Source organism: Chitinophagales bacterium (assembly GCA_020636495.1).
Lineage (GTDB): Bacteria > Bacteroidota > Bacteroidia > Chitinophagales > Chitinophagaceae > UBA5543.
Genome location: JACJXQ010000012.1, coordinates 1 through 14,155, shown reverse-complemented (window position 1 = coordinate 14,155; position 14,155 = coordinate 1). Strand labels below are relative to the sequence as shown.

Genomic DNA, 14,155 nt, shown 5'->3' with positions numbered 1-14,155 from the left:
AAGGCAGGCATACCCACTACCTACAGAGCAAATGGATAAATAAACTACTTACATTCTTTACCAATTGGGTATTCCGCCATCGCCCGTGGATATATGCTTTCAGCCTTGTGGTTATTGCGTTTTCGCTCTTTGGTATGTACCAGTTGAGAACACAGGGTTATATTGTTGACGACTTACCGGAAGATGAGAAAGTATATACTGACCTTAAATTCTTTGAAAAACACTTTACAGGTGTAATGCCCCTTGAAATAGTAGTCGATACGCGTCGCAAAAACGCTGCGACCTCGCTTACTGTCATGCAGAAGATAGATAAACTGGATGATTACCTGAAGAATTTCCACGAAATGGGCCGTGCCTTATCTTTTGTAGATGGTGTAAAGTTTGCACGACAGGCTTACTATAATGGTGATAGCTCCAGCTATGGCATCCCGAATATGTTTGATGCAGCATTTATACAACCTTACCTGCGTGGCAACAATGATAAGAACAGTATGTTCGGAAGGTTGGTCAGTTCCTTTGTAGATAGCAACCGCCAGTCTGCGCGTTTAAGCATTAATATTGCAGATGTTGGCACCAACCGTTTGCCATTATTACTTGACAGCCTCAGGCCCAAAGCTCTTGAATTGTTCGATACCTCCCGTTATGATGTTACTTTCACGGGAACGAGTGTGGTATTCCTGGAGGGCAGCCGTTTTATCATCAACAGTCTTCGCGACAGTATCATACTGGCGTTTATTATGATATTCGGCTGTATGGTATTCCTGTTCCGCTCATGGAGGATATTGCTTATCTCTATTATTATTAATATCATTCCCCTTATTATTACTGCCGGTATTATGGGCTGGAGTGGTATTGTACTGAAACCCTCTACGGTGTTGGTATTCAGTATTGCCCTTGGTATTACAGTTGACGTGACCATACGCTTCCTGGTCAATTTCAGGCAGGAACTTAGTAAGCACAATGAAGATATTCCCGCTACAGTACAGCAAACCATACATGACACCGGCTTAAGTATCATATATACATCCCTGATATTGATTGCCGGTTTCGGTGTATTTATCCTATCTCGTTTCGATGGTACCAAATCGCTTGGGCTGCTTACGTCTATGACCTTATTCATAGCAATGGTAACTAACCTGATACTGCAACCTGCACTACTGCTTTGGATGGATAAGATACTGCGCAAGAGCAAACCTCCTACCTGGTTTATTGGTGAGGACGAAAAAGAAGGGGAGGAGACAAAGCAGTAATAACATTTTCCGTAATTTTGTCCTGATTAATTCCGCTAGCCATGGAATTGAACAAGATAAAAAACAAAGGACAGGCAAGACTTTTCAAAAGTCCTTTCCTCGAGTTGCTGACAAAAACACATCCTTTTGTCATCTATAGTATATATTTTCCGGTAATCAGTTTCATGTTGTATTACGGAGTGGAATACTTGGGTGTTGACGTAGGTACAGAGGCACTTATCTGTTTTTCAGGCCTCTTGTTCTGGACCTTTTTTGAATACCTGATGCACCGCTACCTATTCCATTTTATCACAGAAAGCAGGGCAGGTCAACGGTTTGTATACACCCTGCACGGCGTACATCACGAATACCCACGCGATCGTGAACGACTGTTCATGCCGCCTGTACCCAGTATCATTATTTCATCACTGATTTTTGGCGGTATGTATCTATTGATGGGGGTATATGCCTTATCCTTCTGGCCGGGCTTTATATTGGGTTATATGCTGTATGGTAGCATGCACTATTCTATACATTCTTACGCACCACCAAGATGGTTAAAGGCCCTTTGGCGTAATCATCACCTGCATCATTACAAATATCCTGAAAAAGGTTTCGGTGTTAGTTCTGTATTGTGGGACCATGTGTTTGGCACTGTGCCGAGTAAGGAGGGGTAATGTTTACCGTTATGTATCAATACTTTTTCTATCGAAAGGTAGAATAAAAAAGCTACAGGTAATTTGCCTGCAGCTTTTTTATGAAATATTGTAGACCCGACTAAGCTCCTAGTTATTTTATTGCGCCAAGTTCCCAGCCCACTTTTGTAAAAGCAGCAATGGCTTTGTCAAGATGTTCGCGGGTGTGTGCAGCAGATATCTGAACACGGATACGTGCCTGCCCTTTAGGAACCACCGGGTAGAAGAAGCCGATCACATAGATGCCTTCATCCAGCAATTGTGCTGCCATTTTTTGCGCTAATACCGCATCATACAGCATGATGGGAGCAATAGGATGTGTGCCGGGTTTGATGTCGAAACCGGCAGCTGTCATCTGCTCGCGGAAGTATATTGTATTTTCTTCCAGCCTGTCACGTAGTTCGGTTGTTTCGCTTAGCATATCTAATACTGCGATAGTAGCGCCAACCACTGACGGTGCTACAGTGTTGGAGAACAGGTATGGCCGGCTACGCTGGCGCAGCATATCAATAATTTCTTTTTTGCCGCTGGTGAAACCACCTGAAGCACCACCCAATGCCTTGCCCAATGTTCCTGTTATGATATCTATCCTATCCATTACACCACACAGTTCATGAACACCACGGCCTGTTTTACCCATGAAGCCCGAAGAGTGGCTTTCGTCTATCATCACCAGTGCATCATATTTATCAGCCAAATCGCATATTTTATCGAGTTGTGCTATAGTGCCATCCATTGAGAAAACAGAGTCGGTAACAATAAGGCGTGTACGGGCTCCTGTGTAGGCTTTCAGTTGCTCCTCTAATTCGGCCATATTGTTGTGCCTGTAACGCGCACGTTGTGCTTTACACAAGCGTACACCATCGATGATAGAGGCGTGATTCAGCTCATCAGAAATGATAACATCCTGATCGTTGAGCAAAGGCTCGAACACACCACCGTTGGCATCAAAGCAGGCAACGTATAGAATAGTATCTTCTGCACCTACGAATTTCGAGATCTTTTCTTCCAGTTCTTTATGAATATCCTGGGTGCCGCATATGAAACGTACGGAGCTCATACCGTAACCACGACTGTCAATTGTTTTATGTGCCGCTTCTATTACTTTAGGGTGCGATGACAACCCAAGGTAGTTGTTGGCACAGAAATTCAGCACTTGTTTGCCATTCACGGTTATTTCCGCTCCCTGCTCAGATTCAATAAAACGTTCTTTTTTATATAAACCGGCGTCTTCAATTTCTTTTAGCTCAGACTGTAACCTTGTGTAAAATGACGGACTTGACATAATTCTTGATTTTAGGACAAAATAAAAACAAACGGCTTACTTATCCATGTCTCAGGCTAAATTGTTCATAAAGTATTGTCAAAACAGGGGTATAAGCTTCGGATAGAAAGCCTTGTATGTTACATTTGCTTATTATAGAATATACTTGTACCGACTACTGGCCATATTATGCTTTCTTGCCCCGCTGCCCGGTGTTGCACAAACGCTGAAGGGCAGGGTGACAGAAAAAGGCAGTGGCCAGCCTTTGTACCCGGTAACGGTAGTAAACCTGAGTACACAAAAGTCAACCTACAGCAACCCGGAGGGATATTTTACTATACAGGCTGTTGCGGGAGACAAGGTGGCCTTCTCATATATAGGCTATAAAGCGGCACAGTACCAGATGCCGATCAGCGTGGGGGTATATACTGCGGATATAAACCTTGAGGCTATTAGTTACAGGCTGCAGGAAGTGATACTGATGCCTGACTATACGCAGTACCAGATAGACTCCATTGAGAATGTGAAGACATATCGACCTTTCTTGTCAAGGAGTAAAAGCAGTGTACTGGGCAGTCCTTTTTCGTTTGTGGCCGAAAAGTTCAATAAACGGAGCAAGCAGATATTTAAATTCCAGAAAAAATTCAACCAATGGGAGGATGCCCGATTTATTGATACACGCTATACGCCCGAACTGGTAGCAGAGATGACAGGTATGCAGGGTGATAGCTTAGGGCATTTTATGAATGCATACCCGATGCCTTATGATTATGCCCGTGCGGCTACCGACCTGGAAATGAAGATGTGGATACGGTATCACTATCGTGAGTGGCTGAAGGTGATAGATTCAACAGGAATACCCAGGATAAATGATAGCCTTGTTGAACAAATAAAAGAGTAGATATGAAACTGTTGTTGTACATACTGATTTGCATATTACCGCTGACTGTATCGGCGCAGTTTACACAGGGCATAGTACGTGACGAGGCCGGTAAGGCACTACAAGGGGTAATAGTAGTGAACAAGAGAACCGTTGACGGCGCAGTTACAGATAACAACGGTTGCTATAAGTTGAAAGCTATTTACGGAGATACAATCATACATATGATGGCTTATTATGCCACTAAAAAAACGCTGGCTTCTCCGGGAGTAGCTCCTGCTGTAATAACACTGGCAACACTTTCTTATACGCTGGATGGGGTAGAGATATTGCCTGAACTGGAGAGTACAGAAGGAACATGAAGAGTTTGCACACCTATAAAAATCGATACAGGATGCGGAGCGTAAACCGAAAGTTATAGGTGGTGCGAGGCGATGGTATTACCAGATGGAGCTATCCTCAGAGCTGGCAGCACGTATATCGGGACAGAGAAAAGGATAAACATTCATGGGTCTTTTAAGGCCATGGAGTGCAGAAGTATATTGCCATAAGATATAACCCTGACCTTGTGATGAAAGTTATGGATCAACCCGCGACTCTGCCATTACTTTTATCAAATAACCCTATGGAACCGGATTATGCACTCAAGGCTTCAACACTGGAGCTGATGATGTGGATACGTGGTTATGCTATATGGGCAGAACCTGACAAACAAAGAAACCACGCCGGCTCAACAGATTAATTTGTGCAACTTTATATTATGCTACCTCAATGGCAAAAGCGATAGTAACCAGAATAGAACAGGCAACGCCTATTACACGGCGTTACTGGCGAGTTGCCCGAAACTGAGCGTTTTGATTTCAAACCGGGCAGTTTGTCGCCGATCTACCCATACATGAAAGCGCAACAAGCGATGGCGCAGTTATAGCACTTCGATGCCGGATGGTACCAATGTGATAGAACTGGTGGTGGTGTACCTGAAGAGGTGCAACAGAATATATTTTCAACGATGTAGTGGTAGTTCAGAGTTGGTGGTGCGCGGTCCGCAGGGGTGTTTTGGCTGCACGACGAAATACCGGAGAATCTGTTCATGGTGTGTAACTGGGTAAGCACCTTTCAGGAGTATGATACATTATATCCAGGAAAACAATGTCCACACGGAAAACTGCACCTTGTGTTTGGCACACGCAAACAGGAAGACCTTTTATCTGAAGAGATGAAGGAACTGGAAAAACAGATGGAAACTTAATTATCCTTCGTCTTATCCCGAGAGGAATGGGAGGACAGGTATGTTCATAAGTATACGAAGACCTGATTAAGAACCTGCCCAATGCCTGCTTTATGCTGTGTGGTTGAAAGCAATGGTTGATGATGCCAACAAAAACACTGGCACTAGGCTACGACAAAAAACATCTGCCTTGAGCCTACGCGGTAATTCCAGCAGCCAGCAGCTGTGATATGACCCGAAGTTATTTACCAATACCACATTCTTTATTTTCCCGTGGGGCGTGCCAGTTCTATAAATTCCGGAACGCAACCATGCATCTCCAGGCATTCGAAAAGCATAGCCAGTGCGAAAGACCCCGCAACGGGATATTCCCCGCAACAGAATTTAAATTGAGCATCAGCAACCATAGGGTATATCTCTGTTCTTACGCTGCTGTAGAACTGCAAGTATTTTTTATCTCCGTTGCGGCCTGATAAGTACAGGTCGATATCAATATCTTTATGATTGTCAGCAAAGCGTTTCACTTTTTCCAGCGCAGTATGCTCATCTTTAGCTTTGAATATATCCAGCGCTTTTATGCTGATGTATTTATCTGTAAGGGGCTTTTGTGTTACAGAAAAGAATGCAGCACCTTCACCACCAACCGTTGCATCATTACTCCCATTGATCACGTCATCTGTAGCCAGGTGATCTTTTGTTATCAGCCCTGCTATCTGTAACGCTTTTATACTGTTGTCTGTAAGCTCGTCAATGCCGCCGACCAGTACATTTTCTCCGGGATGTTCATCAAGGTATAGTGCAGCATTCAGCATGGCATGCTCAAACGAATGGCCGCGATGTACATAGGTGAGGTTATGACCGTTGCACCCTGCCAGCAGTGCTATCTGCCCGCCAACGGTGTTGTGGGTGGATTGGATAAACGCAGTAGGTGTAAGCATCTGTTCATTCTGTTCTATCATCTTGCCCAGGAAACTTTCCGTATCCTGCAGGCAGCCATAGGCCGTACCAATACTGAAGGCGTCCGGCTTTTCAATGCCTGCATTTTGCATGGCTGTTTTGGCAGCTACTACGCCCCTGCGCACTATTTTGCTCATGCGGCGCAGTTGCATTACAGGGATATATTCTTTATAGTCAGGTTCTACACTTAATAGCACATGGGTGGAGTAGTCGGGTTTCGTTGATAAGAATCCGCCGGACATGTTATTGCCCGCCCCGCTGATGACACCCACACTGTTTATATACAAATCCATATCAGCACTTTGAGAAGATCAATGATGAACAATTGCCGCCAAAACCAAATGAGTTGGATAATACATTACGTATCTCCAGCCCGGTCTGCAGTTCGGTTACTACCTGCCAGTTGATGTCTTCCATCTGGTTTTGCCAGCGTAGGTTAGGGAATACAACGCCATCGCGGATGCTCAGCGTACTGAATACCGCCTCAACACCGCCGGCAGCACCGAGTGTATGCCCTGTGAATGCTTTGGTAGAAGACGCTTTCGGGATACAGCCTTCAAATATCGCCTCAACCGCTTTGCCTTCGCTGCTGTCATTATTGGCTGTACCTGTGCCATGCAGGTTGATGTAGTCAATATCTTTGGGTTGCAGGCCTGCTTTTTTCAATGCGTTGCCCATAGCCAGTTTGTTGCCTATGCCGTCGGGGGATGAAGCCGTCTGGTGATAAGCATCATTGGCGTTTGCATAGCCACTGACGATACATATGCCTTTAGCGCCGCATTGCTGCATGGCTTTTTCACTCATCAATACTACGTAGCCTGCACCTTCACCAAGGTTCAACCCACGGCGCTCATTATCAAATGGCTGGCAGGGTTGTTTGTCCAGTATCATCAGGGTGTTGAAGCCATTGAGCGTGAACTTAGACATACTGTCCGCACCGCCCGCAATAGCCATATCCAGCATACCGTTGTTGATCATCTGCGTAGCCATCATAATACTATTGGCAGATGAAGAACATGCCGTACTGATGGTGGTAGTGAAATCATCCAGTCCGAAATGTGAGGCTACTACATCTGTAACAGCACCACATTCATGGTTGATGATATTGCCAAAGTCAACCGCTTCGGCGCTGTTGATGAAATCTTTATAAACCTGCTCGGTCAGGTCCATACCTCCAACCGTGTTGGCGGAGAAGAAACCTGTACGCAAGCCGGATATTTTTTCTTTGAATGGCGTCAAAGCTTCCTGCACGGCGATGGCGCTGAGCAATGCCGTACGTGGCCATTTTGCATCAGCACCTGTCATCTCTGCCAATTCCGCGTTTGTCTTTTTTACTTCAGCTACAGGCAGTTCGTCCTGCCAGTGTGTTATAAGATATTCCGCCTTGCCCACTCCGGTCTTGCCCTGCAATAATGACCGCAGGCACTCTTCGGTTGAGTTGCCGATAGAAGTAATAAGCCCGGTATTTACCACGTAAGCTGCCATCAGTTATTGATTATACAGTTCGTTCAGTTTTTCTTTTGTAAAAGGAGTGTTACCATCCTGCTTTGTTATCCAAAACAAACAAACATCCTTATTGTTGTCGTAGCCATCTGCAAAACCGCAAATACAGGCCTCCATACCCCTGTTCCGCAACAGGTCGTTTACCCAGAAGTGCAGTTCCTCCGCATTAAAGCCGTCTGATACCAGGCAGAGCTGTTCACCTTTGAACCCATGCCTGATACATATCTCGCCCAGCATGATATTGGGCAATGTATATACAAATAATGCCGGGCTGGGAATATCAGACATGGTTGCTTTGTACTTTTTGTCTACATCTATGCAGCCATTCTGTGTCAGGAGTACTACAGCTATTTTGTTTTTATCTATGCCATCGTACACATGCCCCCCTTCTTTTGTCAATAAGGTTTCAGCGCCCAACCATGCCCATTTGCAGAGCATATCCATCTTGAAGAACTTCATATAGCTGAAAGACATCAGCCTGTAGAGTTCCTGCGGTTCTTTTACACCGGCATATTCATCCTGCAAAATTACGTCGCCGTCTTTTGTTGCGGATGAGTTGTTAAAGTGTATCCAATTGTTGATTGATAGATCCAAATGTTGTGTTTATAACGATCAGGTCGTAGTCTTGTTCATAGTTTCTAAAAAGCGCGCCAGTGTCGGCAGGTTCTTTTCTCGATTGATGACGAAAGGATTGGTCTCGTCCCAAACGTAGCCCGCCAGTACAGAACATATCTGCCCGATTATCTGCTCTTGCTTGCCTTCGCTAAAGAATATCTTATACAATGTGCCATCGTACCACCTGTTCACATAAGTGCGGAACACATCTATGCCCTGCATCATCGGTTGCATATAACTTGCTTCCCAATCTACATTTTCGCCATTCAGTTGTTTGATGACCAGCTTTGCAGCCAGTTGTGCCGATACGGCGGCCAGTGTTACACCTGATGAAAATATCGGGTCGAGGAACTCCGTTACGTTGCCTGTCAGCACAAAGCCCTTACCATAGAAAGTTTCGGTAGTGGCACTCCAGCTTTGCAGAGTACGGGGCTCCCATGCCATTTCTGATTCATCGAAACGCTCTGCCAGTTCAGGCTGTGCGTTCAACAAAGCACGAAATTGTTCTTCCGGCGTTCCGGTGAACTGCTCAAAAAATTCAGGTTCGCCTACATAACCTACAGATGTTAATCCATTGGAGAAAGGTATTACCCATATCCATGTATCGGGGTTGTGTACTATAGCCGTAATGCGGTTCGGCTCAAACACGGTATGACGTTTGGGGTCTGTCATGTGACAGAACAGCGTTTTGCGTTGTTTCAGGTGAGATGGTTTCTCTAACCCGAACAAGCGGGGTATTACCCTGCCATAGCCACTGCCGTCCACAATGAATTTTGCCCTGATGGTTTGCGTGGCGCCGTCCGCTGTTTTTATTGTTGTGATAGAGTGGTCGTCAAATATTTCGATATTGGTTACTTCTGTTTGATAGTGAACCGGTATGCCCATCTTTTCACACTCATCAGCCAGTGTCTTGTCAAAATCGGCACGAGGTACCTGCCATGTCCATCCCCAGCCTTTTGTGTGTTGTTGCGAGAAGGTGAAATCACACACTCTGCCATTCATCACAAATTTTGCTCCATCTTTTTGCTGGAAACCTTTTGCTTTTACAGCATCGAGGAATTTGGCTTCTTCCAGTGCCTCCATACAACGGGGCAGCAGGCTTTCGCCTATCACAAAGCGGGGGAACTGCATTTTCTCGACGATCTCAACAGTCAAACCTGACTGCTTAATGATAGATGCTGCAATAGTGCCTGAGGGGCCGGCGCCTATTACCAAAACATCTACCTCTTTACCTATGTTCATGTTCTATAGAATTATACTGCTTATTTCTTTTTTAGTTCCAATACACTGTGCACCTGCCCGATATTGTCTTTCTGTGTCACGATATCGAAGCCGGCTTTATCGATTAGTTGGAGGAATATTTTACTGTCATACATCTGGCTGTTGCCATTGGCCATAGTGGTAAAATATAATGAGGTCATTTGCAGGCTGAAGGCCGAGGCTTCAAACTTTTGCCTGTCCCAGAACAATTCGTTGATAAATACACGTCCGTTCTCATTTAGTGCACGGTGGCATTTCTCTAGTATGAATACTATTTCATCGTCAGAGAAGCAATCCAGGAATTGACTCATCCATATAATGTCGTATCCTGAGGGCAATTCAGAATTTTTATCCAGTACGTTCCGTTCGTGGTACTGTACCCTGCCTGCGAAGCCTTTATCAGTCAAATTTTTCTCAGCTACTTTCAGCTGAATACCCAGGTCTACCAGTCCCAGTTCTACATCACTGTTGTAGTTCAGGCAGGCAAGGGAGAATTTGCCTGTATTGGCGCCTATGTCCATCACCTTTTTAGGTTGGTGTTCAAATATCATAGGCATAGCCTCAGGGAAAGTATGGTCGCTGTAATAATGATCAAAATCGAACCAGCTTTTCTTTGCAGGTTCAGGCAGCATGGATAGTCCCTGGTAGATAGTAGGCCAGTCGCCCAGATATTTTAACCCTTCCGGCTTGCTGTTCTTAATAGAACTTTCTAATTCTTTGGCTCCTTCATAGCATACATCGCGCATGAAATCGGTGTTCACGCGTGTCATCTGGTCGTTCAGGAAAAAGTGTCCTGTCTTAGAGAGGAAATATTTGCCATCTCTCCTGAGTACCAGTCCTATACCCAGGCCTGCTTCCAGCAGGATACGTACACCGTAGTGTGACATATTTACTTTAGCCACCACATCTTCCAATGTGATACCATTAAGGCGTGCTGCTTCTACTGTGGTTAAAATACCACTATCTCTGAGTAACACCGACGCATTAAAGATGTACGGAGCAAATGCAATGAATTGCGCCTGCGAGATGGCCTGCATGGCCGTTTTTTTCTCCTGCTCAAATAAACCCTGTTCAGGGGCGATCGTTTCAGACATATCTATAGTAATAATGCCATAAAAATAGGAACAATAATCGTAACCTGCTATTCTGCTATGTATTCCAGTATAGCATTCACATCCTGGTTGCTCAGATGCGGCATCGGGGTCATCATGGCATTGTTCCAGTCTTGCGCTACCTGTACGGCCCTTGGGTCGCCGGAACGGATACTTGCTCCGGCATTCATGATAAAAGCTCTTATGCGGGCAGTGTCATTATCCCAGTGTGAGAAAGCGCCTTTCAGCGGAGGACCTATCTTGTCTTTGTCCAGCGCATGGCATTGCAGGCAATAGTTGTTGAACAACTGTTCGCCTTTATTTACTTCCCGGGTAATATCGGTACTACTATTGTCCACAGGCTTTTCTTCATCGCCGCACGACATCAGGCATACGCCTAATGCGAGGGTTAGCAGCTTTAGATATTTCATTGTTTAATATTATTCACTCAGGTGAGAGACAGTGCGCATCAGCCTGTTCCATCTCAGGCCGTTCTCGTGGCTCATCCATACAAACGAAGCTTTACCTACTACATGGTCGACAGGTACAAAGCCCCAGTAGCGGGAGTCGGCAGAGTTGTGCCTGTTATCACCCATCATCCAGTAATAGTTCATTTTGAACGTGTAGGAAGTGATCTCTTTACCATCGATAAAGAACTTACCATCGCGCTCTTCAAAATTATTGTGCTCGTATATTTTAATCAGCCTGCGGTATATAGCTATGTTTTCAGGGGTCAGCTGCACGGTAGCACCTTCTTTAGGTATCACCAGTGGTCCATAATTATCCCTGTTCCATTTAAAATTGGCCGTATCGTGTGGGAAAACCCATGCGATAGGATTAGCGGGTACATAACCCGCAGGATCGTTGAGCGGAGCTACAGATACTACTCCGGGTTGTTTTGACATCATATCCAGTTGGTCGTTCTCCAGCGTCAGCATATAACGGTTGGGACCCAGCGAGCCTTCACGTTCAATGTGATTGTCTTCGAGAAACTCAGAGGACAGACCCAGATTGCCCGTTACTACTTCATAGGTGCTTTGTGCGTGCGGGAACAGCTTTGCCGGTTCATCATTGATAAACACAACACCATTTTTTATCTGCAGTTTGTCGCCCGAAACAGCTACGCAGCGCTTGATATAGTTGTCTTTTTTGTCAACAGGGCGAACAATAATTGAATTTAATCCGACAACAGTATTTCTGCCATATTCACGGCACAGAGCGTAGTAGTCCTGCTCAGGTGCCTCTTTTACTACAGTATCGCCATTAGGAAAGTTGAATACTACTATGTCATTACGTTTAACAGAACCAAATCCAGGCAGCCTGTGATAGCCCCATTGTACTGATTTAGAATATGACTCTCCACCGAATATAGTATTATGTACCAGTGGCACTGCTATAGGAGTATTGGGTATGCGTGGACCATAGGCTACTTTGCTTACAAACAAGTAGTCATTTACCAGCAGGCTACCTTCCATTGAGCCGGTTGGTATAGTATATGCCTCTATCAGGAAGGTACGGATTATGGTGGCAGCTACTACTGCAAAGAGTCCCGCATCTAACCATTCGCGGAGTACGGATTTCTTCTTTTTGTCTTTTTGGTCTTTCTTTTTCCAGAATGCCAGTCGCATGAGGTTTGGGATATTTGAAGCTCAAAAGTAACAACTTCCGCTTCATTTCAATGGTTACAAGTGTAATACAATAACAATTTTAACAATAAGATTTCTTAAAATGTATATATGTCTTTCTCAAAAAGGTTTGTAAATACTTTAGTAATTTGTCGCCCTAAAACAACGAACTATGGCTCGCAGGGTTACAATATTAGGAGCAGGATTGGTTGGCTCCTTATTGGCAATAATATTTAGGAAAAGAGGACACGAAGTAACGGTATATGAACGCAGACCCGACATGAGGCTGAATACAATGTCGGCAGGAAAATCTATCAACCTGGCTATGAGTGAAAGAGGCTGGCGTGCGCTGGACCTTGCGGGCTTAAGGAAAGATATTGCAGACATAGCTATTCCGATGTACGGTCGCTATCTGCACCAGGCAGACGGCAGCTCGGCATTTCAGCAATACGGGACTAATAACGAAGCGATATACTCTGTAAGCCGTGGCGAACTGAACCGCAAACTGATGACATTAGCTGAAGAACATGGGGTTACTATACATTTTAACCAGCGCTGTACCAAAGTGGATGTGCAGGAGAATAAACTGCATATGGAACAAGAGGATGGTAGCACCAATGTAATAGAAGCAGACCTGTTATTTGGCGCAGACGGAGCATTCTCTGCCCTGCGCAACAGCTATATACATATGGACAGGGTAGATGCCCGCCATTTTTACCTGAAACATGGTTATAAAGAGTTGTCAATACCACCACTGGAAGAAGGAGGGCTACAGATAGAAGAAAATGGTCTGCATATATGGCCACGCAAGAATTTTATGATGATAGCCTTGCCTAACACGGACGGTAATTTCACCTGTACGCTGTTTATGCCTTTTGAGGGTAAAGACTCTTTTGAGCAATTGCAGACTGAGGCGGACGTTAAGGCATTTTTCAACGAGCATTTTCCGGATGCAGTGCCAAAGATGCCGACATTGATAGAAGACTTTTTTACCAACCCTACGGCTTCGCTGATAACCACATTCATTGAGCCATGGCACTATAAAGACAAGAGTGCACTGATAGGCGATGCTGCACACGCTATTGTTCCTTTTTACGGGCAGGGTATGAATGCGGGTTTTGAAGATTGTACCATACTTGCAGGCCTGATGGATAAGTATAAAGATGACTGGACTACTATACTGCAGCAATATGATACTATGCGCAAACCTAATGGTGATGCGGTGGCTGAGCTGGCATTGAAGAATTTCATCGAGATGCGTGATAAGGTGGCAGATGCTGCTTTCCTTGAGCGTAAAAAGATAGAAAAAGAATTGGTGAGGCGTTATCCTGAGCAGTTCATATCTGTGTATGAGATGGTGTCATTCAGCCATATACCTTACAGTACGGCCAAAAGCTGTATAGAGGCACAGGATAACCTGTTGGGTAAGATCATGGATAAGGGTGACTTTTTTAATAATATCAACAACGAACAATTTTTACAACAATTAGATAAGTGGGTTGCAGACTACCACCAATCGGTGCAACAACTGGACTTCGGGCATAAAGATGATTAAGCGCTGGACACTAAAACCTGCTGACGAACAAATTACAGACCACTTACATGATGTACTTAAGGTCAACCCTGTGTTGTGCAGGTTGCTGACCATACGTGGCATTACAGATTACGATTCGGCAAAGACATTTTTCAGACCTGACCTGTCGCAACTGCACGATCCTATGCTGATGAAAGGCATGCGTGAGGCTGTGTCCCGTATTAAAGATGCTTTTGAATGGCATGAAAAGATATTGGTGTATGGCGATTATGAC

At 44.8% G+C, this 14,155-nt stretch carries 16 protein-coding genes; 8 read left to right on the top strand and 8 right to left on the bottom strand.

All coding sequences use genetic code 11. From position 1 onward, the window contains the following. Both H6550_16520 and H6550_16515 read left to right on the top strand, forming a co-directional pair. On the top strand, positions 1–1,250 hold a 1,250-nt coding region (locus H6550_16520), incomplete at its 5' end, for an MMPL family transporter (GenBank protein ID MCB9047741.1). Positions 1,251–1,291: 41 nt separating this feature from the next. Then, positions 1,292–1,906, top strand: a complete 615-nt coding sequence (locus tag H6550_16515) for a sterol desaturase family protein (protein MCB9047740.1) — start codon at positions 1,292–1,294, stop codon at positions 1,904–1,906. Between the two features lie 112 nt (positions 1,907–2,018). Here H6550_16515 and kbl read toward each other — a convergent pair whose 3' ends face one another. Continuing rightward, positions 2,019–3,209, bottom strand: coding sequence for a glycine C-acetyltransferase (kbl, locus tag H6550_16510; GenBank protein ID MCB9047739.1), 1,191 nt, complete (start codon positions 3,207–3,209; stop codon positions 2,019–2,021). 145 nt (positions 3,210–3,354) lie between these two features. Here kbl and H6550_16505 point away from each other — a divergent pair, with 145 nt between their 5' ends. The 4 genes from H6550_16505 (at position 3,355) to H6550_16490 (ending at position 5,317) form a co-directional block, all read left to right on the top strand. Then, positions 3,355–4,089: a carboxypeptidase-like regulatory domain-containing protein gene (locus H6550_16505; protein ID MCB9047738.1), complete on the top strand. Its 735-nt coding sequence runs from the start codon at positions 3,355–3,357 to the stop codon at positions 4,087–4,089. Between the two features lie 2 nt (positions 4,090–4,091). Further along, positions 4,092–4,430 carry a hypothetical protein gene (locus H6550_16500; protein ID MCB9047737.1) on the top strand — a complete coding sequence of 113 codons (339 nt, stop codon included), beginning with the start codon at positions 4,092–4,094 and terminating at the stop codon, positions 4,428–4,430. A 167-nt stretch (positions 4,431–4,597) separates the two neighbouring features. Next, positions 4,598–4,810 (top strand): hypothetical protein, encoded by a 213-nt coding sequence (locus tag H6550_16495; GenBank protein MCB9047736.1) that lies wholly within the window; start codon positions 4,598–4,600, stop codon positions 4,808–4,810. A gap of 348 nt (positions 4,811–5,158) precedes the next feature. Continuing rightward, entirely contained in the window at positions 5,159–5,317 is a 159-nt protein-coding gene (locus tag H6550_16490) for a hypothetical protein (protein ID MCB9047735.1), read from the top strand. A gap of 242 nt (positions 5,318–5,559) precedes the next feature. Here the strand turns inward: H6550_16490 and H6550_16485 are convergent, their stop codons facing one another. Genes H6550_16485 through lepB form a run of 7 tightly spaced genes read right to left on the bottom strand, consistent with a single transcriptional unit; the run spans position 5,560 to position 12,350 of the window. Next, positions 5,560–6,546 carry a beta-ketoacyl synthase chain length factor gene (locus H6550_16485; protein ID MCB9047734.1) on the bottom strand — a complete coding sequence of 329 codons (987 nt, stop codon included), beginning with the start codon at positions 6,544–6,546 and terminating at the stop codon, positions 5,560–5,562. 1 nt (position 6,547) lies between these two features. Then, on the bottom strand, positions 6,548–7,738 hold the full coding sequence (locus tag H6550_16480; GenBank protein MCB9047733.1) for a beta-ketoacyl-[acyl-carrier-protein] synthase family protein: 1,191 nt from the start codon (positions 7,736–7,738) through the stop codon (positions 6,548–6,550). A gap of 3 nt (positions 7,739–7,741) precedes the next feature. Next, positions 7,742–8,350: a 3-oxoacyl-ACP synthase gene (locus H6550_16475; GenBank protein ID MCB9047732.1), complete on the bottom strand. Its 609-nt coding sequence runs from the start codon at positions 8,348–8,350 to the stop codon at positions 7,742–7,744. An 18-nt stretch (positions 8,351–8,368) separates the two neighbouring features. Beyond that, a complete protein-coding gene (locus tag H6550_16470; protein MCB9047731.1) occupies positions 8,369–9,613 on the bottom strand; it encodes an FAD-dependent oxidoreductase in 1,245 nt (414 codons plus the stop codon). 20 nt (positions 9,614–9,633) lie between these two features. After that, the gene (locus H6550_16465; protein ID MCB9047730.1) at positions 9,634–10,725 is read right to left on the bottom strand and encodes a methyltransferase; all 1,092 of its coding nucleotides are present in this window, start codon (positions 10,723–10,725) and stop codon (positions 9,634–9,636) included. Between the two features lie 47 nt (positions 10,726–10,772). Then, positions 10,773–11,153 carry a cytochrome c gene (locus H6550_16460; GenBank protein ID MCB9047729.1) on the bottom strand — a complete coding sequence of 127 codons (381 nt, stop codon included), beginning with the start codon at positions 11,151–11,153 and terminating at the stop codon, positions 10,773–10,775. 9 nt (positions 11,154–11,162) lie between these two features. Then, a complete protein-coding gene (gene lepB, locus H6550_16455; protein MCB9047728.1) occupies positions 11,163–12,350 on the bottom strand; it encodes a signal peptidase I in 1,188 nt (395 codons plus the stop codon). 169 nt (positions 12,351–12,519) lie between these two features. Here lepB and H6550_16450 point away from each other — a divergent pair, with 169 nt between their 5' ends. Further along, complete coding sequence (locus H6550_16450; protein MCB9047727.1) at positions 12,520–13,902, top strand: FAD-dependent monooxygenase; 1,383 nt, start codon at positions 12,520–12,522, stop codon at positions 13,900–13,902. Beyond that, the coding region (locus H6550_16445; GenBank protein MCB9047726.1) for a single-stranded-DNA-specific exonuclease RecJ at positions 13,895–14,155 on the top strand (261 nt) is incomplete at its 3' end. The genes H6550_16450 and H6550_16445, both read left to right, overlap by 8 nt.